Genomic DNA, 22,878 nt, shown 5'->3' on the forward strand with positions numbered 1-22,878 from the left:
CAGCTCTGGCCCCATGAAAAGGGCGCGTATTTGAGGCAGAATTTGCGCCATCTATCTGTTACACTTCGCGCCCGCCATTTTCCGGCCACTCTCTGACTTGATGTCAGGCACAGCCGTCGGTGGTCTGCACCGACTTTTCGCTCATGCCGAGCTAACCAAGCCAGCCACAGTCCAGCTGGAACACAGGAACCCATTATGAGATTTGAATCGTTCGATTTTGCCCCCGAGATTTTGCGCGCCATCTCAGAGTGCGGTTATCAGGAGATGACCCCTGTGCAGCAGCAGGCGATCCCGGCCATTCGCCGTGGTCGTGACGTGCTGGCCAGCGCCCAGACCGGTACCGGCAAGACCGCCGCCTTTGCCCTGCCCATCCTGCAGCGGCTGGTGGACAATCCGGCGCCGGTGCAGCCGTCCAACGCCCGGGTGCTGATCCTGACCCCGACCCGCGAGCTGGCGGCCCAGGTGGCGAGCAACATCAATGACTTCGCCAAGCATCTGGATATCACCACCCTCACCATCTACGGCGGTGGCAAGCAGGATGTGCAGGCCAGAAAACTGAAAGCAGGCGCTCACATCATAGTGGCGACCCCGGGCCGGCTGCTGGAGCACCTCACCGCCTGCAACCTGAGTCTCTCCGGTGTCGAGTGCCTGGTGCTGGACGAAGCGGACCGTATCCTCGACATGGGCTTCAGTGCCGATGTGCAGCAGATCCTGCAAGCGGTCAACAAGACCCGTCAGAACCTGCTGTTCTCCGCCACCTTCTCCGAGGCGGTGAAGAAGCTGGCCAACCTGATGCTGGACAAGCCTCAGATAGTGAGCGTCAACAAGCAGAACTCCACCGCCGATACCGTCAGCCACACCGTCTATCCGGTGGAGCAGAAGCGCAAGCGCGAGCTGCTCTCCGAGCTCATCGGCAAGCAGAACTGGCCGCAGGTGCTGGTGTTTGCCAGTACCCGCGAGAGCTGCGACGAGCTGGTGGCCGAGCTGAACCTCGACGGCATCAAGTCCGCCGTGGTGCACGGGGACAAGGCTCAGGGCAGCCGTCGCCGCGCCCTGCGCGAGTTCACCGAAGGCAAGCTGCGGGTGCTGGTGGCCACCGAAGTGGCCGCCCGTGGCCTGGACATCCCGGATCTTGAATACGTGGTCAACTATGATCTGCCGTTCCTGGCAGAAGACTACGTGCACCGCATCGGCCGTACCGGCCGCGCCGGCAAGAGCGGCATGGCCATCTCCTTCGTCAGCCGTGAAGAAGAGCGCACCCTGCTGGAGATCGAGGCGCTGATCGGCCAGAAGATCCGCCGCATCATGGTGCCGGGCTACGAGGTGAGCAGCCGCGACGAGCTGATCAAGCAGTTGCAGGAGCGTCGCCGCTTCGGCAAGCGCCCGCAGCGGGAAGACAACGCCGCCGCCCAGGCCATGGCCGAGGCCAAGCTGCAGGGCCAGCGCCTCAAGCGTCTGGCTGCCGCCAAGAAGCCGCGCCAGCCGAAATAAGGCGCGCAGGCCGCTCTATTGAACCGCAAAGGCGCCACTGGCGCCTTTGCCATCTCTGTCATCGGTGTTGACCCCTGGTAGTCAACTCAAGGATTGCTTATGACCGCTCCTACCTACAATCAGGCCCTGTTCGAGATGGCCAGCCAGAGTCTGGCCGAACTGGCCCGCACTGCGGAGCAGAAGGCTGGCAAGCGTACCCCGGCGCAAGAGAGCCATTTTCTCTGCACCTGGATGGCCGACTCCCTCAAGGAGAAGCGCTTCTCCCGACTGGTGATGGAGGATTTGAAGGATTGGGTGCAGCTTGGCCGCACCCTGGGGGCCGGCGCCGATCTCAAGGGGCTGCTTGAGCGGATCATGGGCCAGTATGAGCGGGCCATGGCCGAGCCGACCGGGCTCGGCAGCCGGTTGGCCGCTCTGTTGGCCGAGCTCGCGGCCGAGGGTTGGCTAGTGATTACCGACAGCGAGGTGAGTGCCAAGCTGCGCCTGCAATCGGGCGGTCAGCCGAGCCTCATCATCAGCGCCAGCGAGTATCAGGGCTACATCGAGGCCGGCGAGCTGGTGAAGCCGCTCACCCTCTATGTGCGCGGCGACGAGGCCCGGCTGGCACGGGCGGCCTTTGCCCACCGCCTGCTGCTGAGCCAGGGCAACAAGAAAACCACCCTGGTCAAGCACCACAAGGCTTACCGGCTGGTGCCGGGCAACGCGCAGCCAGCACTGGCGCTGCTGGTAGGCCCGTGAGCTGGGTCTGCTTCATTTGTCTGAGACCCCGGCCCAGTGCCGGGGTTTTTTATGGGCGCGGGGCGGGGTGGCAGGCATGAGAAAGGGGGAGGGCGGCGCGACTCTTGTCGCAGCAAGCGGGGGTATCTGGCATTCCCCCTATCCTGGGGGGCGTCCCCCATATGGTGGGATGGTCGCAGAAAAAAACTGCTCTAGGGTGAGTGGGCCCCAAAGAGGGCCTTGAAGGAAGCAAACCGCCTGACAAGGCGACACTCAATGAATGAGGAAACATGATGAAAGCGACTCCCATTGCCCTGTTGCTGGCCGGCGTGCTGGCCTCCCCGCTCTGCGCCGCAGGGCTCGACGCCCAGCTCACCCTGGTGGATGGCAACAGTGACGACGTGCGCGTCAACCTGACCCTGACCAACAGCGGGGACAAGCCGGTTCGCCTGCTCAAATGGCAACTGCCGGGCAGCGAAGATGCCCCCCTGTTCGTGGTGGAGCGAGACGGCCAGCCGGTCAGCTACGAGGGGGCCCTGATCAAGCGGGCAGCCCCGACCGACAAGGACTTCCAGCTGCTCAAGGCCGGCCAGAGCCTGACGGTGCAGGCCGAGGTCTCCGGTCTCTACGACATGAGTGCCCAGGGCCAGTACAGCATCCGCTACCTGCTGCCGACGTTGCCGCAAGAGGCGAAAGCCGCCAAGGCCAAGCAGGCCCAGACGAGCGAATCCAATGTGGTGACCCTGTGGGTGGACGGAGTGAGTGACGAGCGGGTGCTGGCCAAGGCGGCCCCCCTGGCCGAGCCGCAGGCGGTGACCGCCTCGGTCAGCTTCAGCGGCCGCTGCACCAACACCCAGAAGAGCGACATCCTGGCGGCGCTCGATGCGGCCAGCGGCATCACCAACAACTCCAGCAGCTACCTGGCGGTAGACAAGCCGGAAGGCCAGCGTTATCGCAGCTGGTTTGGCGCCTATGATGCATCGCGCTGGGATCAGGCCGAGACCCACTTCAGCAAGATCAAGGATGCCATCGACAACAAGCCGCTCACCTTCGACTGCGGTTGCAAGCAGAGCTACTTTGCCTATGTCTATCCGGATCAGCCCTACAAGGTCTACCTCTGCAAGAGCTTCTGGACCGCACCGGTCAGCGGGACCGATTCCCGTGCCGGCACCATCGTCCACGAGTTGAGCCACTTCAACGTGGTGGCGGGCACCGACGATCTGGGTTACGGTCAGGTCAATGCCCGCAACCTGGCGAAGACGGATCCGGTCAAGGCGCTCAACAACGCCGACAACCACGAGTACTTCGCCGAGAATACGCCGAGCGAAAACTGATTTGCCGACCGGGGGCCGCAAGGCCCCTTCTTGTCCATGCCGTTTGTCATAGGAAGGAGCGACCATGATGACACTCTTGCTCACCACCCTGGCGCTGGCCCCCCTGCAGTGCGATCTGTCGGTCAAGGCACAAAGCCGGGTCAACGAGCCGCTGCCGCTGGTGATGACCCTGACCAATCGGGGGGAGGGGCCGCTCGAGGTGCTGAGCTGGTTCACACCGTTCGAAGGCTGGTTTGCCGATGCCATCGATCTCACCCTCGATGATCGGCCGATACCCTACAAGGGCCCGCTGGCCAAGCGGGGCAACCCGGGCGCCGAGGATTTCTTCTTGCTGGGGGCCGGTCAGCAGAGCCAGGCCGACGCGGATCTGACCCTGGTCTACGATCTCTCCCACCCCGGCCGCTACCAACTGAGCTACCACGCCCAGCCGCTGACCCTGACCCGGGGCGTGGCTCCCCGCTGCCCCGTCATTCACTTCACCCGGCTGCCCGCCTCCTAGGGCAGCCCCTGCGTACTACCTAGATGGCATCCGGCCCGGTGAGAGGCGCCAGCAGCCCTGCCGCGCGGGCGGCCACCGCCAGATAACGGTCTGCCAGCAAAGGCCTGGCGAGCCCCTCTCGCCAGCAGCAATGCACCAGCTTGATCACATGATCATCGAGGCTCGCCACTGCCCTGGCCAGCACCTTTTGCCACGACAGCTTGCCGGTATCGGGCCAGACCGGCGTCTGCAGTGACGGCGCGCCGACCGTGACATAGGCGGCCGCCACTGCCTGCCACATCAAAGTCTGCCAGCGCGCTTGCCATGGCGCGGGCAGGTGGCGGGCGACGATGGCGGCGGCGCGACTGCCGGTCACCATGTGCAGCACGGTAAAATTGCTGGTCTGCCAGTAGAGGGCGAGGGCCGCATCGGCCAGCTGCACCAGCAGATCCGATGATGATACCCCGCTCGGCAATCCGGCCGCCCAGGTCGGCGCATCCGTCACCTGCCGCAGTCGCTCGGTGATCCACTCGCCTTGCCAGCATGCGCCTTCCCACTGCCGGGCCAGCGCGCTCAGCAGAGCGTCGATATCCTGCACCGGCGCCCGCTGCCCGGCCGGCACCCGCAAGGGTCTGCACTGCCAGGCGGCCAGTGCGGCGGCCTGCTCTCCCTGATGGCCATTTTCCAGCGCGCAGGCAAAGCGGATCAGTGGATGGAAGGCGCCGCCGGCCGGTGAAAGACCCTGCTCCAGCAGGCTGGCAAAGGTGGGCAGCCCCCCCTCGTCGCCCAGCCGTGTTGCCAACTGCTGACGCAGCCGGACAAACTGCAGCTCCTCCTCATCCCCCTGCTGTTGTTCACCCCCCGGCAGGGCATGGTTGGCCTGCCAGTGTTCGAAGAACTGCTGCAGCTGGCGGGGATTGGCGCCCATCTCGTGCAGGGCGTGCAATGCCATCGGGCAGTGGTTGGTGGTGTCGCGTCCGTTGAGGGCAAAGGCTCGATTGGCATCGAGCAGATGATGAAGATGATGCATAATCATTTGACTCCTTTCATAAGGGGAGACAGGATTGTGCAAGTTAAAGCTAACTTGAGGTCAAGCGTGGCGATGGAACGCAAATGGCTGGCCATCGGCCAGATAGCCAAACGCTCGGGCGTCAAGGCCAGCGCCCTGCGCTTCTACGAGCAGAAGGGGCTGATTGGCAGCGTGCGCAGCGAGGGGGGCCAGCGGCTCTATCCGCAGGATGTGCTGCGCCGCATCGCCTTCATCCGGGTGGCGCAGGGCATGGGGTTGAGCCTGGGCGAGATAGGGGAGGCCCTGGCCGGCCTGCCCGAGGGGCGCACCCCGGATCGCCGCGACTGGGACGGCATTGCCGGCCAGTGGCAGAGCCTGCTCGATCGGCGCATCACGGCTCTGCAGCAGCTCAAGGAGAAGCTTGGCGCCTGCATTGGTTGCGGTTGCCTCTCGCTGGAGCACTGCGCACTTTACAATCCGGATGATCAGGCCGCCGGGCAGGGCGAGGGTCCCCGCTACCTGCTGGGGGATACGGCACCGAGCGGGCCGACAGCAACATGATGAACATGAGGGGCGGTCCAGCCATGCCATGCACCGGGCCGACTCGTTTACACCGTCAAGGAGGAGACATGGCACTGGAACAACTGAAACGGGAGTTGGAGCTGTTTGGCGAGCAGAATGACGGCGCGCAACAGTCCCGTGGCAGCAAGATGCTCAACATTACCCGCGATACCGGCGAGCTGCTGGCGGTGCTGGTACAGACGAGGGGGGCCGATGCGGTGCTGGAGATCGGCACCTCCAACGGTTACTCCACTCTCTGGCTGGCCGAGGCAGTCAAACGGTTGGGAGGTCGGGTCACCACCATCGAGCTGGACGAGGGCAAACGGACCATGGCGGCCGCCAACTTTCAGCGGGCCGGGCTTGAACCCTGGATTGAGCAGTTGGCAGGGGAAGCCGGTACGCTGCTGCCCACCTTGCCGACGGCCGCTTACCCGCTCATCTTCCTCGACTCCGATCGCCAGCACTACCAGGCCTGGTGGCCCGAGATCCAGCGCCTGCTGGCCCCCCGCGGTCTGCTGGTGGTGGACAATGCCATCTCCCATCGCGAGGAGCTGGCCGAGTGGATGGCAGAGGTGGAGCAGGATCCGGCCTTTGCGACCTCGCTGGTGCCGGTGGGCAAGGGGGAGTGGCTGGTGGTGCGGTTGTAGGGGAAAGGCATGGAAAACAAGACCATGGAACCAAAAGCAGTGGTGGAGGCCTATTGGCAGGCCATGCAGAGCAACGATTTCGTCAAGGCCTCCAGGTGGCTGAGCGATGACTTCCTCTGTGACTGGCCCCAGTCGGGGGAGCGGATCGAGGGACGGGCCAACTTCGTCGAGATCAATCGACGCTACCCGGCGGCCGGGCCCTGGAATTTCGACGTCGTCCGCCTGCTGGAGCAGGGGCGGGAGGTGGTGACCGAAGTGGTGATCACCGACGGGGAAGTCGAGGCGCGTGCCATCACCTTCCACACGGTGCGTGGCAATACCATCTGCCATCAGACCGAATTCTGGCCCGATCTCTACGAGGCGCCGCACTGGCGTCGTCACTGGGTCACCAGCATCCCGCGGGAGTCGCAACCCGCCTGACATGGTTTCCGCTGGCGGAGCGCCGCCAGCGGGGCTATTCCTCGGCCAGTCCGGCCACTATTTTTTCGTTATCCATTATTTCGCTAAATATCCCCGTATTTCATGGTTGGGTCATGCCATGAGCCACGTTATGTTTCATCCATACCGCCGGCAAGCATTATGAAAGTTATCTCTGCCGATAATTAATTTAAACATGATAACCGGCTGATTTTATTTTGTGGTGGTTGGAAAGCGTTCTGGATGTTCATAAATATAACGAGGTGAATAATGAAAAAACGGCACTCCCTGTTTTTAATGGCGGCACTTCCGCTGGCACTGATGACCTCGGTACAGGCACAATCAAGCCTGGCCGAGATCCAGCGGGCCGGGGTGATCAAGATCGGCACCGAAGGGGCCTATCCTCCCTTCACCTATCACGGCAAGAGCGGCAAGCTGGTGGGTTTTGACGTTGAGATTGGCGAACTGATCGCTCGCGGTCTCGGGGTGAAGCCGCAGTTCGTCGAAGGCAAGTGGGACGGGCTCATCGCCGGGGTGGATGCCAAACGCTACGATCTGGTGCTCAACGAAGTGGCCATCACCCCGGAGCGGCTGAAAAAATATGACTTTTCAGACCCCTACATCACCTCCAAGGCGGTGATCGTGGTGCACAGCGACAACCACAGCATCAAGAGTTTTGCGGATCTGAAGGGCAAGAAATCCTCCCAGTCGCTGACCAGCAACTTCGCCCAGCTGGCGAAAGCATCGGGCGCCGAGGTGGTGGCCACCGAGGGATTCAACCAGTCCCTTGAACTGGTGTTGACCGGGCGGGTAGATGCCACCCTCAACGACAGCCTCTCTTTCCTCGACTTCAAGAAACAGAAGCCGGACGCCAAGTTGAAGGTGGCGGCCACCGAGGCCAAGGGGGATCAATCGGGGGCCCTGCTCGCCAAGGGACAACCCGAGTTGCTGGCTGCCATCAATCAGGCGCTGCGCAATGCCAAGCAGGATGGCGCATATCAGAAAATATCGCAGAAATATTTCGGCACCGACGTCTCGCAATAATATCGGGGCAACATAATAACAACTGAGGATATTAACGTGCCGGCCTGGTTGCAGTTAATGATCGACTCTTTTTGGCCCCTGCTCAGTGCGGGGCTTATTTTTACCGTGCCACTTACCCTGATTACCTTCGTGCTGGGAATCGTGCTCGGCTTGTCGGTGGCGCTGGCCAGATTATATGGTCCGGCCCCGCTGGTGATGCTGGTCCGTTTCTATGTCTGGCTTATTCGGGGCACCCCGCTGCTGGTACAGCTGTTTCTGATCTTTTACGGTCTGCCGAGCGCGGGCATAGTGCTGGATGCCTTCACCGCCGCCGTCATCGGTTTCACCCTCAACATCGGTGCCTACAGCTCGGAGATCATCCGTGCCACCCTGGCAGCGATCCCCAAGGGGCAGTGGGAGGCAGCCTATTCCATTGGCATGAACTGGCCCCAGGTGATGTGGCGGGTGATCCTGCCGCAGGCGGCGCGCATCGCGGTGCCGCCGCTCTCCAACACCTTCATCTCCCTGGTCAAAGACACCTCGCTGGCGGCGGCGGTGACGGTGCCCGAGCTGTTTCAGGCGGCTCAGCGACTTGCCTCCGTCACCTATGAGCCGCTCATCCTCTATGTCGAGACGGCCCTCATCTACCTGTTGTTCAGCTCGGTACTCTCCACCCTGCAAGACAAGCTGGAGCAGCGACTGGTATATAAAGAGACCCGGGAGGTCGCCCTATGATCCGCTTGAGTGGCATCGAGAAGCAGTTTGCGGGGCAGCGAGTGTTGAAAGGGGTAGGGCTGGCGATGGCCGCAGGCAGCGTCACCGCCCTGATCGGCCCCTCCGGCAGCGGCAAGAGTACCCTGCTGCGCTGCGTGAACCTGCTGGAGCGACCGGACGCGGGCCAGCTGGTGCTGGGGGGCAGCGAGCTCGACTTTGCCCATCACCTGTCCCGCCAGAGCGTGCTGAGCCTGCGCCAGCAGACCGGCATGGTGTTCCAGAATTTCCAGCTGTTCCCGCACATGACAGTGCTGGAGAACGTGATGGAAGGGTTGGTGACTGTGTTGAAGTGGCCCAGGGAGCGGGCGGCGGCGCGCGCCCTGCAACTGCTCGACAAGGTGGGGCTCAGGCACAAGGCCCAGGCGGTGCCTGCCACCCTCTCCGGCGGTCAGCAGCAGCGGGTGGCCATTGCCCGGGCGCTGGCGCCAGCCCCCAAGGTGTTGCTCTGTGACGAGCCCACCTCGGCGCTGGATCCCGAGCTTGCCCAGGAGGTGGTGGCCGTGCTGCGCCAGCTGGCCAGTGAGGGCACCACCATGCTGATCGCCACCCATGACTTGCGTCTGGCGGCCCAGATCGCCCAGCAGGTGGTCTTCCTGGAGGCGGGTGAGGTGGTGGAGGCGGGCAGTGCGCGCCAGATGTTCACCACCCCCAAGCGGGCACGTACCTTCGAATACATCTCCACCCTCACCGAGCGGCTGCCGGAGAGCTGGAGCATCTAGCCGGTTGTGGCTGAGCGACATAAAAAAACAGCCCCGCACGAGCGGGGCTGTTTGCATGATGGCGTGGTTGCGACGGCAGATCACACGGCCAGGTAGTCCATGATCCCTTCGGCCGCCTTGCGCCCCTCATAGATGGCGGTCACCACCAGATCGGAGCCGCGCACCGCGTCGCCACCGGCGAACACCTTGGGGTTGCTGGTCTGGAAGGCATGTTCGGCCTGCTCCGAGGCCTTGATGCGATCCCGGCCGTCCAGCTCGATGCCGTGTTCTGCCATCCAGGGCTGAGGGTTGGGCTGGAAGCCGAACGCCATCACCACCGCATCGGCAGCCAGCACCTGCTCGGAGCCGGCGATCACCACCGGGTTGCGGCGGCCATTGGCATCGGGAGCGCCGAGCTCGGTGCTCACCACCTTGATGCCGCAGGTGCGGCCCTGGGCGTCCAGCTCGACGCCGACCGGCTGCAGGTTGAACATGAATTCAACCCCCTCTTCGCGGGCATTCTTCACCTCCCGCTTAGAGCCCGGCATGTTCTCCTCGTCGCGGCGATAAGCGCAGATCACCTTGTCGGCCCCCTGACGGATGGCGGTACGCACGCAGTCCATGGCGGTATCGCCGCCGCCGAGCACAACCACCTGCTTGCCGGCGAAGTCGATGTAATCGGCTTGCGCCTTCTCGAAGCCCAGCAGCCGGTTGGCGTTGGCGATGAGGTAGGGCAGGGCGTCGTAGACTCCCGGTGCCTCCTCGTTGGCAAAGCCGCCCTTCATGTACTTGTAGGTGCCAACCCCGAGGAAGATTGCATCGAACTCGCCGAGCAGGTCGGCGAAGGTGACATCGCGGCCCACCTCGGTCTCGAGACGAAACTCCACCCCCATCCCCTCGAAGATCTCGCGGCGACGCTGCATCACCTCTTTTTCCAGCTTGAAGGAGGGGATGCCAAAGGTGAGCAGACCGCCGATCTCCGGATACTTGTCGAACACCACCGGGGTGACACCGCCCCGTGCCAGCACGTCGGCACAGGCGAGGCCCGCCGGGCCGGCGCCGATGACGGCGACCCGCTTGCCGGTCTTGACCACCTTGGAGAGATCGGGCTTCCAGCCCATCTCGAACGCCTTGTCGGTGATGTATTTTTCGATGTTGCCGATGGTGACGGCGCCGAAGCGATCGTTGAGGGTGCAGGCACCCTCACACAGTCTGTCTTGCGGGCAGACCCGGCCACACACCTCCGGCAGACTGTTGGTCTGATGGGAGAGTTCCACCGCCTCCAGGATACGTCCCTCGTTGGCCAGCTTCAGCCAGTTGGGGATGTAGTTGTGGACCGGGCACTTCCACTCGCAGTAAGGGTTGCCGCAGTCGAGGCAGCGATCCGCCTGCATGCCGACCTGGGCCTGGTTGAAGGACTCGTAGATCTCCACGAACTGGATCTTGCGGATCTTGAGCGGCTTCTTGGGCGGGTCGACCCGCTGCACGTCGATAAACTGAAATACGTTCTGGCTCATAGGGTTCCCTCCTTATTGCGCCTGGATTCTGAGTTCTGCACTGGAACGGCTGGTGTGGCCAAGCAGCGATTTGACGTCGCTGGACTTGGGTTTGATCAGCCTGAACTTGGGCACATAGGAGTCGAAGTTGGCCAGGATCTCCTCGGCGCGCGAGCTGCCGGTTTCATTGAGGTGCGCCGTGATGATGCCGCGCAGGTGTTCCTGATGGATGGCGAGGTCCGCCACGTCCAGCAGTTCTACCAGCTCGGGGTTGGTGCGCTTGGCAAAGTTGCCGCACTCGTCGAGCACGTAGGCGAAGCCGCCGGTCATGCCCGCCGCGAAGTTGACGCCGGTGGTACCGAGCACGGTGACGATGCCGCCGGTCATGTATTCACAACCGTTGTCACCGATCCCTTCGACTACCGCGAGGGCCCCTGAGTTGCGCACCGCGAAGCGCTCGCCGGCAGTGCCTGCGGCATAGAGTTTGCCGCCGGTGGCGCCGTAGAGGCAGGTGTTGCCGATGATGGCCGCCTCGTGGGATTTGAATGCCACGCCGACGTGGGGCTTGATCACCAGCTTGCCGCCGGTCATCCCCTTGCCCACGTAGTCGTTGGCATCCCCCGTGAGGATCATCTCAAGGCCGCCCGCGTTCCAGACGCCGAAGCTCTGGCCGGCGGTGCCGTTGAAGTGGACCCGCACCGGATCGGCCGCCATGCCCTGATTGCCGTGCCGCTTGACGATCTCGCCGGACAGACGCGCCCCTACCGAGCGGTCGGTGTTGCGGATGTCGTAGCGAAACTCGCCGCCGCTCATGTTTTCCACCGCCTCCAGCAGATCTTCCACCATCTTGAGGTTCAAAGGCCCCTTGTCGAAGGTGGGGTTGTGCTGCTGGCTGAACAGGCTGGAGCCTGCCGGTGCAACTGGGGCCGCCAAGATGCCGGAAAGATCCAGCTTGGCCTGACGGGCGGTGAGGCCGGGCAGCGCTTCCAGCAGATCGGTGCGACCGATGAGGTCGGTCAGCTGGGTGACGCCCAGTTGGGCCATCAGCTCGCGGGTCTCCTCGGCGATGAACTTGAAGTAGTTCATCACCATGTCCGGCAGGCCGGTGAAGTGCTCGCGACGCAGTTTCTCATCCTGGGTGGCGACGCCGGTGGCGCAGTTGTTCAGGTGGCAGATGCGCAGGTATTTGCAGCCCAGCGCCACCATGGGGCCGGTGCCAAAACCGAAGCTCTCGGCGCCGAGAATGGCCGCCTTGATGATGTCCAGACCCGTCTTGAGGCCGCCATCCACCTGCAGCCGCACCTTGTGGCGCAGGCCGTTGGCGACCAGTGCCTGCTGGGTCTCGGCCAGGCCCAGCTCCCAGGGGGAGCCGGCGTATTTGACCGAGGTGAGCGGGCTCGCGCCGGTACCGCCGTCGTAGCCGGAGACGGTGATGAAGTCCGCATAGGCCTTGGCCACGCCGCAGGCGATGGTGCCAACGCCGGGCTCGGACACCAGTTTCACCGACACCAGGCAGTTCGGGTTGATCTGCTTGATGTCGAAGATGAGCTGGGCCAGATCCTCGATGGAGTAGATGTCGTGGTGGGGTGGCGGCGAGATCAGGGTCACGCCGGGCACCGAGTAACGCAGCTTGGCGATCTGGGCCGTCACCTTGTCACCGGGCAACTGGCCCCCTTCGCCGGGCTTGGCGCCCTGGGCCACCTTGATCTGCACCACGTCGGCGTTCATCAGGTAGTGGGGGGTGACGCCAAAGCGCCCCGAGGCCACTTGCTTGATGCGCGAATTCTTCTCGGTGCCGAAGCGCTTGGGATCCTCGCCGCCTTCACCCGAGTTGCTCTGACCGCCGAGCCGGTTCATGGCCACCGCCAGCGCCTCGTGGGCTTCCGGGCCCAGCGCACCGATGGACATGGCGGCGGAGTCGAAGCGGGGGAACAGCTTGTCGGCCGGCTCCACCTGCTCCAGCGCCACCGGGTTGTCGACCTTCTTCAGGGTGAGCAGATCGCGCAGGGTGGCGACCGGGCGCTCGTTCACCAGACGGGCGTACTCCTTGTAATCGGCATAGTTGCCGGAGCGCACCGCGGTCTGCAGGGTTTGCACCACATCCGGGTTGTAGGTGTGGTACTCACCGCCGTGGACGAATTTGAGCAGGCCGCCCTGAGTGAGGGCCTTGCGGGCCAGCCAGGCCTGACGGGCCAGATTGAACTGATCCTGCTGGATGTCGGCAAAATCGGCGCCCTGAATGCGGCTCGATACGCCGCGAAAACACATCTCGACCACGGCTTTGGAGAGGCCCACCGCTTCGAACAGCTGGGAGCAGCGGTAGCTGGCCACCGTGCTGATGCCCATCTTGGACATCACCTTGTAGAGCCCCTTGTTGATGCCGTTGCGGTAGTTGAGCATGGCCTGGCGCAGGCTCATCTTGAGCACGCCCTCTTCTACCTGCTTGGCGAGCGTCTCGTAGGCGAGGTAGGGGTAGATGGCGGTGGCGCCAAAGCCCAGCAACACCGAGAAGTGGTGCGGGTCGCGCACGCTGGCGGTCTCCACCAGGATGTTGGCGTCGCAACGCAGGTTGTTGTCCACCAGGGTACGCTGTACCGCTCCCACCGCCATGGCGGCCGGGATGGGCAGGGTGTCGGCACTGACGTCCCGATCCGAGAGGATCAGCAGCACGGTACCGGCCTTGGCGGCAGCCTTGGCCTCTTCACAGATGCGCAGGATGGCCGCTTCCAGTCCCTCTTCGGGCTTGAAGTTGAGGCTGATCACCTGATGGCGATAGTGCTCCCCTTCCAGTGCCAGCAGTTGGTGGAAGTCGGAGTAGAGCAGGATCGGCGATTGGAACAGCACCCGGTGGGCGTGGCCGAAGGTCTCGTTGAACACGTTCTGCTCGCGGCCGATACAGGTGGCCAGCGACATGACGTGGTTTTCCCGCAGCGGATCGATGGGCGGGTTGGTGACCTGGGCGAACATCTGGCGGAAGTAGTCGTACAGGGTGCGCTGGCTGGAGGATAGCACCGCCATCGGGGTGTCATCCCCCATGGAGCCCACCGCTTCCTGGCCGTTTTCACCCAGTACCCTGATGATCTGATCCAGCTCCTCATAGGAGTAGCCGAACAGCTTCTGATAGGTTTTCAGCTGATCGTCGGAGAACTCGCGGGCGCCGGTGCTGGCGTCATCCATCTGCTCGAACGGCACCAGCCGCTTGCAGTGCTTGTCCATCCACTGCTTGTAGGTGTGACGGCTCTTGAGATCGTCATCGATCTCGAAGCTGGTCCAGATCTTGCCGTTGCTGGTGTCGACCACGAACAGCTCGCCCGGGCCGACCCGGCCCTTCTCCAGCACTTCGTCCGGGGTGTAATCCCAGGTGCCGACCTCGGACGCGAGGGTGATGAACTTGTCCTTGGTGATGACGTAGCGGGCCGGACGCAGGCCGTTTCTGTCGAGCGCGCAGGTGGCGTAGCGACCGTCGGTCATGACGATGCCGGCCGGGCCATCCCAGGGCTCCATGTGCATGGAGTTGAAGTCATAGAAGGCGCGCAGGTCGTCATCCATGTTCGGGTGTTTCTGCCACGCAGGCGGGATCAACAGGCGCATGGCACGGAACAGGTCCATGCCGCCGGCCAGGAACAGATCCAGCATGTTGTCGAGGCTGGAGGAGTCCGACCCCGTGGTGTTGACGAAGGGGGCGGCCTCTTGCAGATCGGGGATCAGCGGGGTGGCGAACTTGTAGCTGCGCGCCTTGGCCCACTGGCGGTTGCCGGCGATAGTGTTGATCTCGCCGTTGTGGGCAAGGTAGCGGAACGGCTGCGCCAGCGGCCAGCGCGGGCTGGTGTTGGTGGAGAAACGCTGGTGGAATACGCAGATGGCCGCCTGCATGCGAATGTCGGCCAAATCCAGATAAAAACGCGGCAGATCCACCGGCATGCACAGCCCTTTATAGACGGTGACCAGGTTGGAGAGGCTGACCACGTAGAAGTAGTCGTCGCTGATGCGTTTCTCGATGCGGCGGCGCACAATATAGAGGCGCCGCTCGAGATCCTTGTCGACCCAACCGGGCGGGGCGTTGACAAAGACCTGTTCGATGCTGGGCAGGGAGGCCTTGGCGATGGGGCCGAGTACATTGGTATCGATAGGCACCTTGCGCCAACCGACCAGACTCAGGGTCTCCTTCTCCAGCTCTTCGTCGATGATGTCGCGAGTGGCTTGCGCCAAAACGGGATCGGGGTTGAGAAACAGCATGCCGACCGCGTAGTTGCGGCCCAGGTGCCATCCCTTCTCTTCGGCGACAGCTCTGAAGAAGCTGTCGGGTTTTTGCAGCAACAGACCGCAGCCGTCGCCGGTCTTGCCGTCGGCGGAGATGCCGCCACGGTGCTGCATGCGAGCCAATGCTGACATCGCGAGACGGACAAGCTTGTGGCTGGCTTCACCTTCCATGTGGGCCAACAGGCCGAAGCCACAGTTATCCCTCTCCAGCTTTGGATCATATAGTGACATTGCATTTCTCCCTTGCTCGGCCTTGCATCGCACTGTCATCAACAGACTGCATAAATTGCGATTGGCTCTTGTGGTTCCGTCCGCCTGAGGTGGCGAATCTCCAAACTAATGGGATTTTTCGGCAAGGTCAATTGGACATCCCGGCTGTTTTCATTATCACAAACTCATAACAAAATGTCGGGGTACGGGTCTATATGGGGTATTAACTGGCGATTGCTCTGGTTATTTTTGTTTTTGTGGAATTTTGTATTGTCATATTGGGCTTTGCTGGTTGACTCAATGGGGACAAGGATTTGTAGTAATTTTACCAATCCACTCGACAAGTGAATGGCCGAGATCACAATAACGAAGCAGGTGACTTGCATTTGCAAAACCACCGTCTATGAGAGAATTTTCATTATTCAACAAACTGTTAGAAGATGGTTTTGTGGTGGTGTTGAGCCTTCGTCAAATTGGGGATGAGTCTCGAAAGCGTCGATAACTACCCATTTGCTGATATTTATCCGGTTATTGGTGAATATTTATATGTTTTCCCGACTATATCCTCTCTTGATCCAGCGCAGCGCTGCGCGCGGTCAAGCTCGTACAATGACGCCCCTTTACTGGAGGTGTCATGCAGTTACACGAACTCGTCAATACATTCGGCCAGGATCTCAAGCAACGCCATGGCCAGAAGATCCACAAGCTCTCCATTCACGGTGCCTTCACCTGCCCGAACCGGGACGGCACGCTGGGCCGTGGCGGCTGCACTTTCTGCAATGTTTCCTCCTTTGCCGACGAGTCGGCCCAGCAGCTTTCGGTGGTGCAGCAACTGCTGGCTCGCCGGGATGAAGTGACCCGGGCCAAACGTTATCTCGCCTACTTTCAGGCCTATACCAGCACCTATGCCGAGGTGGAGTACCTGCAGCGCATGTATGAAGAGGCGCTGTCGGTGAGCGACATGGTGGGCTTGTGTGTTGGGACGCGCCCAGATTGCGTGCCGGATGCGGTATTGGACCTGCTGGCCGGTTATCAGGCCCGGGGTTACGAGGTGTGGCTGGAGCTGGGGCTGCAGAGCGCCAACGACAAGACGCTGCAGCGCATCAACCGGGGTCATGGCTATGCCGCCTATACCGACGCGGTGGCCAGGGCCCATCAGCGCGGCATCAAGGTGTGCGCCCACCTGATCGTCGGTCTGCCCGGTGAAGTCGCCATGGACAGCCTGAATACGCTGCAGCGCATCGTGGAGACGGGGGTGGAGGGGATAAAACTGCACCCGCTGCACGTGGTAGAGGGAAGCACCCTTGGCAAGGCGTGGCAGGCGGGTCGACTGGAGGTGCCGAGCCTGGCGCAGTATGTGGAAGCGGCGGTGGCCATGATCCAGCACACGCCGCCCGAGGTGGTGTACCACCGCATCTCGGCATCGGCACGCCGTCCGACTCTGTTGGCGCCGGCCTGGTGCGAGAATCGCTGGACAGCCATGGCTGACATTGCTAGTGAACTGGCCCGCTCCGGCGCCCAGGGTCATGCGCTGGGGCGCCCTTTTTCGCTTTCTGGCAATATCGGCTAGGTAATCAGATTTCATCAAAAAAACAGTGAGTTATTAGATGAAATTCAGTCTTTGCGGTATAGTTTCGGTAAAATTGTCTTGATATAGTACTTGGCTTGAAAAAGATATCATTATCAATAAGCTTGTATTATTTCCAATTTGGACGGGATATATCGGAGGTGGCGCCATCTTGTGTCGCGATCCGCAGCCAAACTGCCCGTCTCGCCTTTGGGTGTAATGCCTATCAGGTCTGCCAATGACATTCAGTGTCATGTACCTGTGCTTAATGTATATCAGGCTGTTGATCCCTTCTTGGGGAGCTCTGTTCTTTATGTCACGGGATCGTCTGCGCCAAACTGCGCCCGTGAAGCTTGAATATCGGTGTGGCGATAGAGCCGGCCCAATCATGCAGTGACAGGATGCTATGCAAGCAGAAACTAACCGTATTGACGAGTTGTTGGAGTGCCTGGTCTTTCTGACCCGCTTTTATGGGGTGCCCAACAGCAAGGATGCCCTGACGACCGGTTTGCCACTGGTGTCCGGCCTGCTGACACCTAACCTGTTTGGCCGTGCCGCCGAGCGGGGCGGACTGTCGGCCCGGGAAGTGATCCAGCCGCTTGCCGAAATCTCCCCCTTGTTGCTGCCTTGCGTGTTGCAGATGCGCAATGGCGGCGCCTGCATTCTGCTGGAGTGGAATGAAGACAGGAGTCAAGGAAAGGTCATCTTTCCTCAGGCGGGAGATGCGGCCCAGTGGCTCAGTGCGGCCCAGCTGGGTGATGAGTATCTGGGCCGACTGTTTTTTGTCAAAAAGCAGTTCAAATTTGATGAGCGCTCCCCCAAGGTGCTGGAGACCCGTGACGGGCACTGGTTCTGGAGCACTCTGTTTGAATCCCGTGGCATCTATCGGGATGTATTGATCGCGTCCATCCTGATCAACCTGTTTGCCATCGCCAGCCCGCTGTTCACCATGAACGTCTACGACAAGATAGTGCCCAATCTGGCATTCGATTCCCTTTGGGTGCTTGCGGTCGGGGCCATGGTGGTGTTCACCTTCGATTTCGTGATGCGTCAGCTGCGCAGCTACTTCATCGACATTGCCGGTAAAAAATCGGATGTGCTGTTGTCGGCCAAGATCTTCGCCAAGGTAATGGGCATGCGGATGGAGTCGCGGCCGGCCTCGACCGGTGCGTTTGCCAAACATCTGCAGGAGTTTGAATCGGTACGGGAGTTTTTTACCTCCGCCACCGTCTCTACCCTCATTGACCTGCCGTTCGCGGTCTTCTTCCTGTTCATCATCTGGATTTTCGCCGGGGTTATGGTCGTGGTGCCGATCGTCGCCATGCTGATCCTCATTATTTACAGCTTCTATATTCAGGCGCCGCTCAAGCAGTCCATCGAAGAGGGATCGCGGCTTGCCTCCCAGAAGAATGCCAATCTGATCGAGAGCATTTCAGGCCTTGAGACCGTCAAGATTTTCGGGGCCGAGAGCATGTTCCAGCATCGCTGGGAGCAGGCCGTCTCCCATATCTCGACCTGGGGCGTGCAGACCCGCCGCATCACCAACTCCATGTCCTCGCTGGCCAGTTACATCCAGCAGGTGGTGACGGTGGCACTGGTGATTGTCGGTGTTTATCAGATCTCGGAAGGGTTGGTCACCATGGGGGGCATGATTGCTGCCGTCATGCTGTCAAGCCGTGCCATTGCGCCCATGGTGCAGTTGTCGGTGCTCTCCACCCGTTACAACCAGGCCAAGTCCGCACTGGAAATCCTGGAAAAAATCATGGTGACACCGGGTGAGCAGGAAGAGGGCAAACAGTATATCCACCATCCCGTGATCTCCGGTCGGATCGAATTTGACAATGTCTCGTTCAAGTACCCGGGGATGGAAACCAGCACGCTGCACAACATCAATCTGCGTATCGAGCCGGGTGAGAAGGTGGCCATCATAGGCCGGATCGGGGCGGGCAAAACCACGCTCGAGAAGATCTTGATGGGCTTGTATCGGCCCACCGATGGCTCGGTGCGACTCGATGGGTTCGAGCTGGATCAACTGCCGGCCTCGGTTATCCGGCGCAACATTGGTTGTGTCCCGCAAGACGTGACCCTGTTTTTTGGCTCGGTGCGTGACAACATCATGCTGGGCAATCCACTGGTGGACGATGTGCGGGTCATGCGGGCCGCCAAACGGGCTGGCGTCACCAATTTTACCAATCGGGATCCCAACGGGTTGGATCGGCAAATCGGCGAAGGAGGCCGTCAGCTCTCGGGTGGTCAGCGTCAGGCCATCCTGCTGGCGCGAGCCTTGCTCAACGACCCCCCCATTCTGGTGATGGACGAGCCCACCTCCAACATGGATAACCAGTCCGAGATGCAGGTCAAGCATGAGCTGGCACGATTGGGGCCGGAAACAACCCTGATCCTGATCACTCACAAAACCTCCATGCTCGATGTCGCTTCACGGGTCATCGTGGTTGAACAGGGGCAGGTGGTGGCCGATGGGCCTAAAGAGGCTGTGCTGCAACAGTTGAAAGAGGGCAAGGTGCGTGTGCAGGAGGCGTCCAATGGCTAAATTTGGCCTGTTCAAGAAGGCGCCATACGATACCGTACTGCCGGCGCCGGAGCACCTTGAGTTCGTCGATGACGGTGCGGCTGCGGTACTGCTGAGTACCCCGACTCGAGCCAGGGCATTGCTGTGGGCCTGCTTCCTGTTTTTCATGAGCGCCATCGTCTGGGCTGCCTGGGCCGAGCTCGATGAGGTCACCGTTGGACAGGGCAAGGTCATCCCTTCCCGTCAATTGCAGGTGATCCAGAACCTGGAGGGGGGGATCGTCAAGGAGATCTTCGTCAAAGAGGGTGACATCGTTGAAAAAGGGCAGCCGCTCTTGCGCATCGATGACACTCGCTTCCGCTCCGATTTTCGTGAACGGGAGCAGGAGCTGGTGACTCTCAAGGGGGATATTGCCAGGCTGCGTTCCGAAATCCAGAGCGTTGTGGTCAAGACCGGCCTCAATCTGGGATGGCGTGAGCAGGTCGTGGTCGACAAGCAACCCATCGATTTCCCGGACGGTTTCGAAAACGTCTTTGCCGAATATGCGGCTCGAGAAAAATCAGTTCAGGATGAGCGCCTCAACAACTTGAACAACCAGCTCTATATTCTGGGGCAACAGATTGAACAGAAAGAGCAGGAGACCATAGAGCTCAACGCCAAGATCAGGACGGTGGCGCGTAGCGTGGATCTGGCGCGGCAGGAGCTCAATATCAGCCGCCCCTTGGCTAAAGAGGGGATCGTGCCCCAGGTTGAATTGATCAAGTTGGAACGGCAGGTCAACGAAATGCAGGGGGAATTGGAGAGCAACCGGCTGCTTATTCCCAAGCTCGATTCCGTGTTGCGGGAGACCATCTCCAAGCGCAACGACATTGCATTGAAATTCCGGGCCGATTCTCAGACTGAGCTCAATGAACGGCAAGGCAAATTGAGCCAGCTGTCCGAAGGCCAGGTTGGGCTGCGGGATCGGGTGGATCGCACCAGCGTCATTGCGCCGCTCAAGGGCACCATCAAGAAGCTCAAGATCAACACGCTGGGGGGGGTGGTGCAACCCGGCATGGATCTGATGGAAATTGTTCCGCTGGAAGACACTCTGCTGGTCGAGGCCAAAGTGTCGCCCAAAGATATCGCGTTCTTGCGGCCAGGGCTGGAGGCCGTGGTCAAGATTACTGCCTATGACTTCACAATTTATGGAGGATTACATGGCAAGGTTGAACAGATAAGTGCCGACTCGATCCAGGATGAAGATGGCAACTCCTTTTACCTGGTACGAGTACGCACCGAGAAAAGTTACTTGGGCGATGAGCTTAACGCACTTCCCATCATCCCCGGTATGTTAGCCAGTGCAGATATTATTACTGGTAAAAAAAGTGTCCTAGACTATTTGCTTAAGCCGATTTTACGGGCAAAGCAGTCGGCACTGAGAGAACGATAAGCCAACAATCTAAAAACAACATGACTGGAGATACCATGAAGAAGACGATTGTTGCCATGTTAGTAAGTGGCGCCGTGCTGTTCCCGGGCCTTACCCAGGCCCAAACACTGGAACAGTCAGTGGCACAGTCACTGGCTACCCATCCCAAAATCAAGGAAGCTTTTGATCTCTATCAGGCGCGACTGTATCAGCATGATGGGGCCAAAGGTGGTTACTATCCCACCATCGATCTGCGCGGCGGTGTCGGCTATGAGAAGACTGACAGCCCGTCAACTCGCTTAAATCGCAATAGCGACGATTCAATGACTCGTAAAGAGTCAGGGATCAGCCTGCGCCAGATGCTGTTTGATGGTTTCAACGTCAGCAGCAACGTGGCTCGTACCGATGCCGAAGCCAATGCTCAGCGTCTGGCCATGATCTCCGAGGCGGAGAATACAGCCCTGCGCGTGGCTGAGGTTTACCTCAACATGCTGCGTCAGCAGGAGATCCTGGAGCTGTCCAAACAGAACCTGGAAACTCACGAGCAGATCCGCAGCGACATCAGCAAGCGGACCGATTCAGGCTTGGGATCCACGGCAGACCAGACTCAGATTGATGGTCGTGTCGCCAGGGCCTATGCCAATCAGGCGGCTGCCGAAAACAACTACCGGGATGCCGAGAGCGAGTTCATCCGGGTAGTCAATGAGATGCCAAAAGATTTGGTACAGCCGGTGCCGGATGCTCAGCTCATTCCGAGCAGCCTGGATGCCGCATTGAAGACGGCGACCGAAGTGCATCCGACCTTGCTGTCATCCTTGCAGGATATCGAAGCCGCCAAGTATCAGCATGAAGGCTCCAAGTCCGGTTTTTATCCCAACGTCACGTTTGAAGTGGATCAGAACTGGAACGAGGACATTGATGCAGTCAAGGGACGCAATGACGATCTGACCGCCATGGTGCGCATGCGTTACAACCTGTTCCGTGGAGGTTCCGATCTGGCGCAGAGCAAGGCGACGTCCGCTCTCTATTCCCAGGCGAAAGATATTCATATGAATGCTTTCCGTCAGGTTGAAGAGGGAACCCGCCTAGCCTGGAACGCCAAAGAGTCTTTGACCAAACAGAAGACCTTCCTGAAAGAGCATGTGGATGCCAGCTATGACACCGTACAGGCGTACAAGAAGCAGTTCGGGTTGGGCCAGCGTACCTTGCTGGACGTACTGAACACCGAGAACGAACTGTTTGAGGCCCGTCGCAGCTACATCACGGCAGAGTACGACTCCTTGCTGGCGGATTATCGGATCCTCAATGCTACTGGCAGTCTGCTCAATGCGTTTAATGTGAAGCAGCCCGCCGATTGGCAAGCTAAACAGTAATGGAGTGCGCATCAGGTTTGATGCGAGTGAAAGGGATGGCTGCAGCCGGGCTGCCGCCATCCCTTGTCTCTGACGGCCACTTCTGGCCAGCGTTGTAACAGCCAGTGGATCTTTTGAAGATGCATGTGACTGAGCAGTATCGGGCAGGCAGTGTCGGCATGGCGTCAAGTTTCGGCTTGGCTCCGTTTTTGCGTGCGCGCTGGTTGCGCGGGTCACTCTGGCTGCTGTTGGTTTCTCTGCCTTTGCTGCTTTCTGCCAGCCAGCCTCTTACCCCCGAAGATCTCAAACTGGTACAGCGGGCACAGGAAACGTACGGTGTCAGAGCCGGCAAACGGGTCACGACTTGGCGCACGCTGGTCATGCAGAATCGTGCCGCCGGTCTGACAGACCGTCAGAAACTGGAGAAGGTAAACCAGTTTTTCAACCAGATGCGCTTTATCGACGACATCAAGTTGTGGCGCAAAAAAGACTATTGGGCGACCCCGTTGGAATTTTTAGGCGCGGCGGGTGGTGATTGTGAAGACTTCAGCATTTCAAAGTACTTTACCCTGCTGGAATTGGGGGTGCCGGATGAAAAAATGCGGATGGTCTATGTCAAGGCACTGGATTACAACCAGTTTCATATGGTGGTTGCTTACTATGACACGCCATCCTCAGTCCCCGTGATTTTGGATAACTTGATTGGGTCGATCCGGCCAGCCAGCCAGCGCCGGGATCTGATGCCGATATACAGCTTTAACGGTAGTCACTTGTGGTTGATGAAGGCGCGTGGTCAAGGGGAACTGGCTGGACAGTCCTCACGCCTGGGATTATGGAATGATTTACGCAATCGCATGACTTCGGGGCGATTGGCTCAGCCTGTGTTGAATTTGGATGATTAAC

At 60.5% G+C, this 22,878-nt stretch carries 18 protein-coding genes; 15 read left to right on the forward strand and 3 right to left on the reverse strand.

The window, feature by feature from the left end; genetic code table 11:
• Positions 1–195 precede the first annotated feature (195 nt).
• The 4 genes from OKC44_RS06410 (at position 196) to OKC44_RS06425 (ending at position 4,041) form a co-directional block, all read left to right on the forward strand.
• Positions 196–1,491, forward strand: a complete 1,296-nt coding sequence (locus OKC44_RS06410; RefSeq protein ID WP_016351179.1) for a DEAD/DEAH box helicase — start codon at positions 196–198, stop codon at positions 1,489–1,491.
• A gap of 99 nt (positions 1,492–1,590) precedes the next feature.
• A complete protein-coding gene (locus OKC44_RS06415) occupies positions 1,591–2,229 on the forward strand; it encodes a DUF2913 family protein (RefSeq protein WP_270811633.1) in 639 nt (212 codons plus the stop codon).
• A gap of 269 nt (positions 2,230–2,498) precedes the next feature.
• Positions 2,499–3,542, forward strand: coding sequence for a M35 family metallo-endopeptidase (locus OKC44_RS06420; protein WP_270811636.1), 1,044 nt, complete (start codon positions 2,499–2,501; stop codon positions 3,540–3,542).
• A 64-nt stretch (positions 3,543–3,606) separates the two neighbouring features.
• Complete coding sequence (locus OKC44_RS06425; RefSeq protein WP_162516484.1) at positions 3,607–4,041, forward strand: protease; 435 nt, start codon at positions 3,607–3,609, stop codon at positions 4,039–4,041.
• A gap of 19 nt (positions 4,042–4,060) precedes the next feature.
• Here OKC44_RS06425 and OKC44_RS06430 read toward each other — a convergent pair whose 3' ends face one another.
• Positions 4,061–5,056, reverse strand: a complete 996-nt coding sequence (locus OKC44_RS06430; protein WP_270811640.1) for a questin oxidase family protein — start codon at positions 5,054–5,056, stop codon at positions 4,061–4,063.
• Positions 5,057–5,122: 66 nt separating this feature from the next.
• Here OKC44_RS06430 and soxR point away from each other — a divergent pair, with 66 nt between their 5' ends.
• From soxR to OKC44_RS06460, 6 genes are all read left to right on the forward strand, one after another.
• A complete protein-coding gene (soxR, locus tag OKC44_RS06435) occupies positions 5,123–5,590 on the forward strand; it encodes a redox-sensitive transcriptional activator SoxR (protein ID WP_270811642.1) in 468 nt (155 codons plus the stop codon).
• A gap of 68 nt (positions 5,591–5,658) precedes the next feature.
• Positions 5,659–6,237: an O-methyltransferase gene (locus tag OKC44_RS06440; RefSeq protein ID WP_206818070.1), complete on the forward strand. Its 579-nt coding sequence runs from the start codon at positions 5,659–5,661 to the stop codon at positions 6,235–6,237.
• A 9-nt stretch (positions 6,238–6,246) separates the two neighbouring features.
• Positions 6,247–6,657, forward strand: a complete 411-nt coding sequence (locus tag OKC44_RS06445; RefSeq protein ID WP_016351173.1) for a nuclear transport factor 2 family protein — start codon at positions 6,247–6,249, stop codon at positions 6,655–6,657.
• A gap of 267 nt (positions 6,658–6,924) precedes the next feature.
• Positions 6,925–7,698 carry an amino acid ABC transporter substrate-binding protein gene (locus OKC44_RS06450; RefSeq protein WP_223952099.1) on the forward strand — a complete coding sequence of 258 codons (774 nt, stop codon included), beginning with the start codon at positions 6,925–6,927 and terminating at the stop codon, positions 7,696–7,698.
• Between the two features lie 57 nt (positions 7,699–7,755).
• Complete coding sequence (locus OKC44_RS06455; protein WP_196246059.1) at positions 7,756–8,412, forward strand: amino acid ABC transporter permease; 657 nt, start codon at positions 7,756–7,758, stop codon at positions 8,410–8,412.
• Positions 8,409–9,170, forward strand: coding sequence for an amino acid ABC transporter ATP-binding protein (locus OKC44_RS06460; protein WP_029303878.1), 762 nt, complete (start codon positions 8,409–8,411; stop codon positions 9,168–9,170). Before OKC44_RS06455 ends, OKC44_RS06460 begins: the two co-directional genes overlap by 4 nt.
• 80 nt (positions 9,171–9,250) lie before the next feature.
• Here the strand turns inward: OKC44_RS06460 and OKC44_RS06465 are convergent, their stop codons facing one another.
• Together OKC44_RS06465 and gltB are read right to left on the reverse strand one after the other, a co-directional pair.
• A complete protein-coding gene (locus OKC44_RS06465; RefSeq protein WP_044800304.1) occupies positions 9,251–10,666 on the reverse strand; it encodes an FAD-dependent oxidoreductase in 1,416 nt (471 codons plus the stop codon).
• A gap of 12 nt (positions 10,667–10,678) precedes the next feature.
• On the reverse strand, positions 10,679–15,136 hold the full coding sequence (gene gltB, locus OKC44_RS06470; protein ID WP_270811656.1) for a glutamate synthase large subunit: 4,458 nt from the start codon (positions 15,134–15,136) through the stop codon (positions 10,679–10,681).
• 613 nt (positions 15,137–15,749) lie between these two features.
• Between gltB and OKC44_RS06475 the strand changes: the two genes are divergently transcribed.
• The 5 genes from OKC44_RS06475 to OKC44_RS06495 all read left to right on the forward strand — a co-directional run bounded on the left by OKC44_RS06475 (position 15,750) and on the right by OKC44_RS06495 (position 22,877).
• Positions 15,750–16,685, forward strand: coding sequence for a TIGR01212 family radical SAM protein (locus OKC44_RS06475; protein WP_270811659.1), 936 nt, complete (start codon positions 15,750–15,752; stop codon positions 16,683–16,685).
• Between the two features lie 403 nt (positions 16,686–17,088).
• Entirely contained in the window at positions 17,089–19,233 is a 2,145-nt protein-coding gene (locus OKC44_RS06480; RefSeq protein WP_016351166.1) for a type I secretion system permease/ATPase, read from the forward strand.
• The gene (locus tag OKC44_RS06485) at positions 19,226–20,644 is read left to right on the forward strand and encodes an HlyD family type I secretion periplasmic adaptor subunit (protein ID WP_270811662.1); all 1,419 of its coding nucleotides are present in this window, start codon (positions 19,226–19,228) and stop codon (positions 20,642–20,644) included. The genes OKC44_RS06480 and OKC44_RS06485 overlap by 8 nt, the downstream gene beginning before the upstream one ends.
• Positions 20,645–20,679: 35 nt before the next feature.
• Complete coding sequence (locus OKC44_RS06490) at positions 20,680–21,996, forward strand: TolC family outer membrane protein (RefSeq protein WP_270811665.1); 1,317 nt, start codon at positions 20,680–20,682, stop codon at positions 21,994–21,996.
• 158 nt (positions 21,997–22,154) lie between these two features.
• A complete protein-coding gene (locus OKC44_RS06495; RefSeq protein ID WP_270812139.1) occupies positions 22,155–22,877 on the forward strand; it encodes a transglutaminase-like cysteine peptidase in 723 nt (240 codons plus the stop codon).
• The last annotated feature ends 1 nt before the right edge of the window (position 22,878 follow it).

Source organism: Aeromonas sp. S41-2, assembly GCF_027705845.1.
GTDB lineage: Bacteria > Pseudomonadota > Gammaproteobacteria > Enterobacterales > Aeromonadaceae > Aeromonas > Aeromonas hydrophila.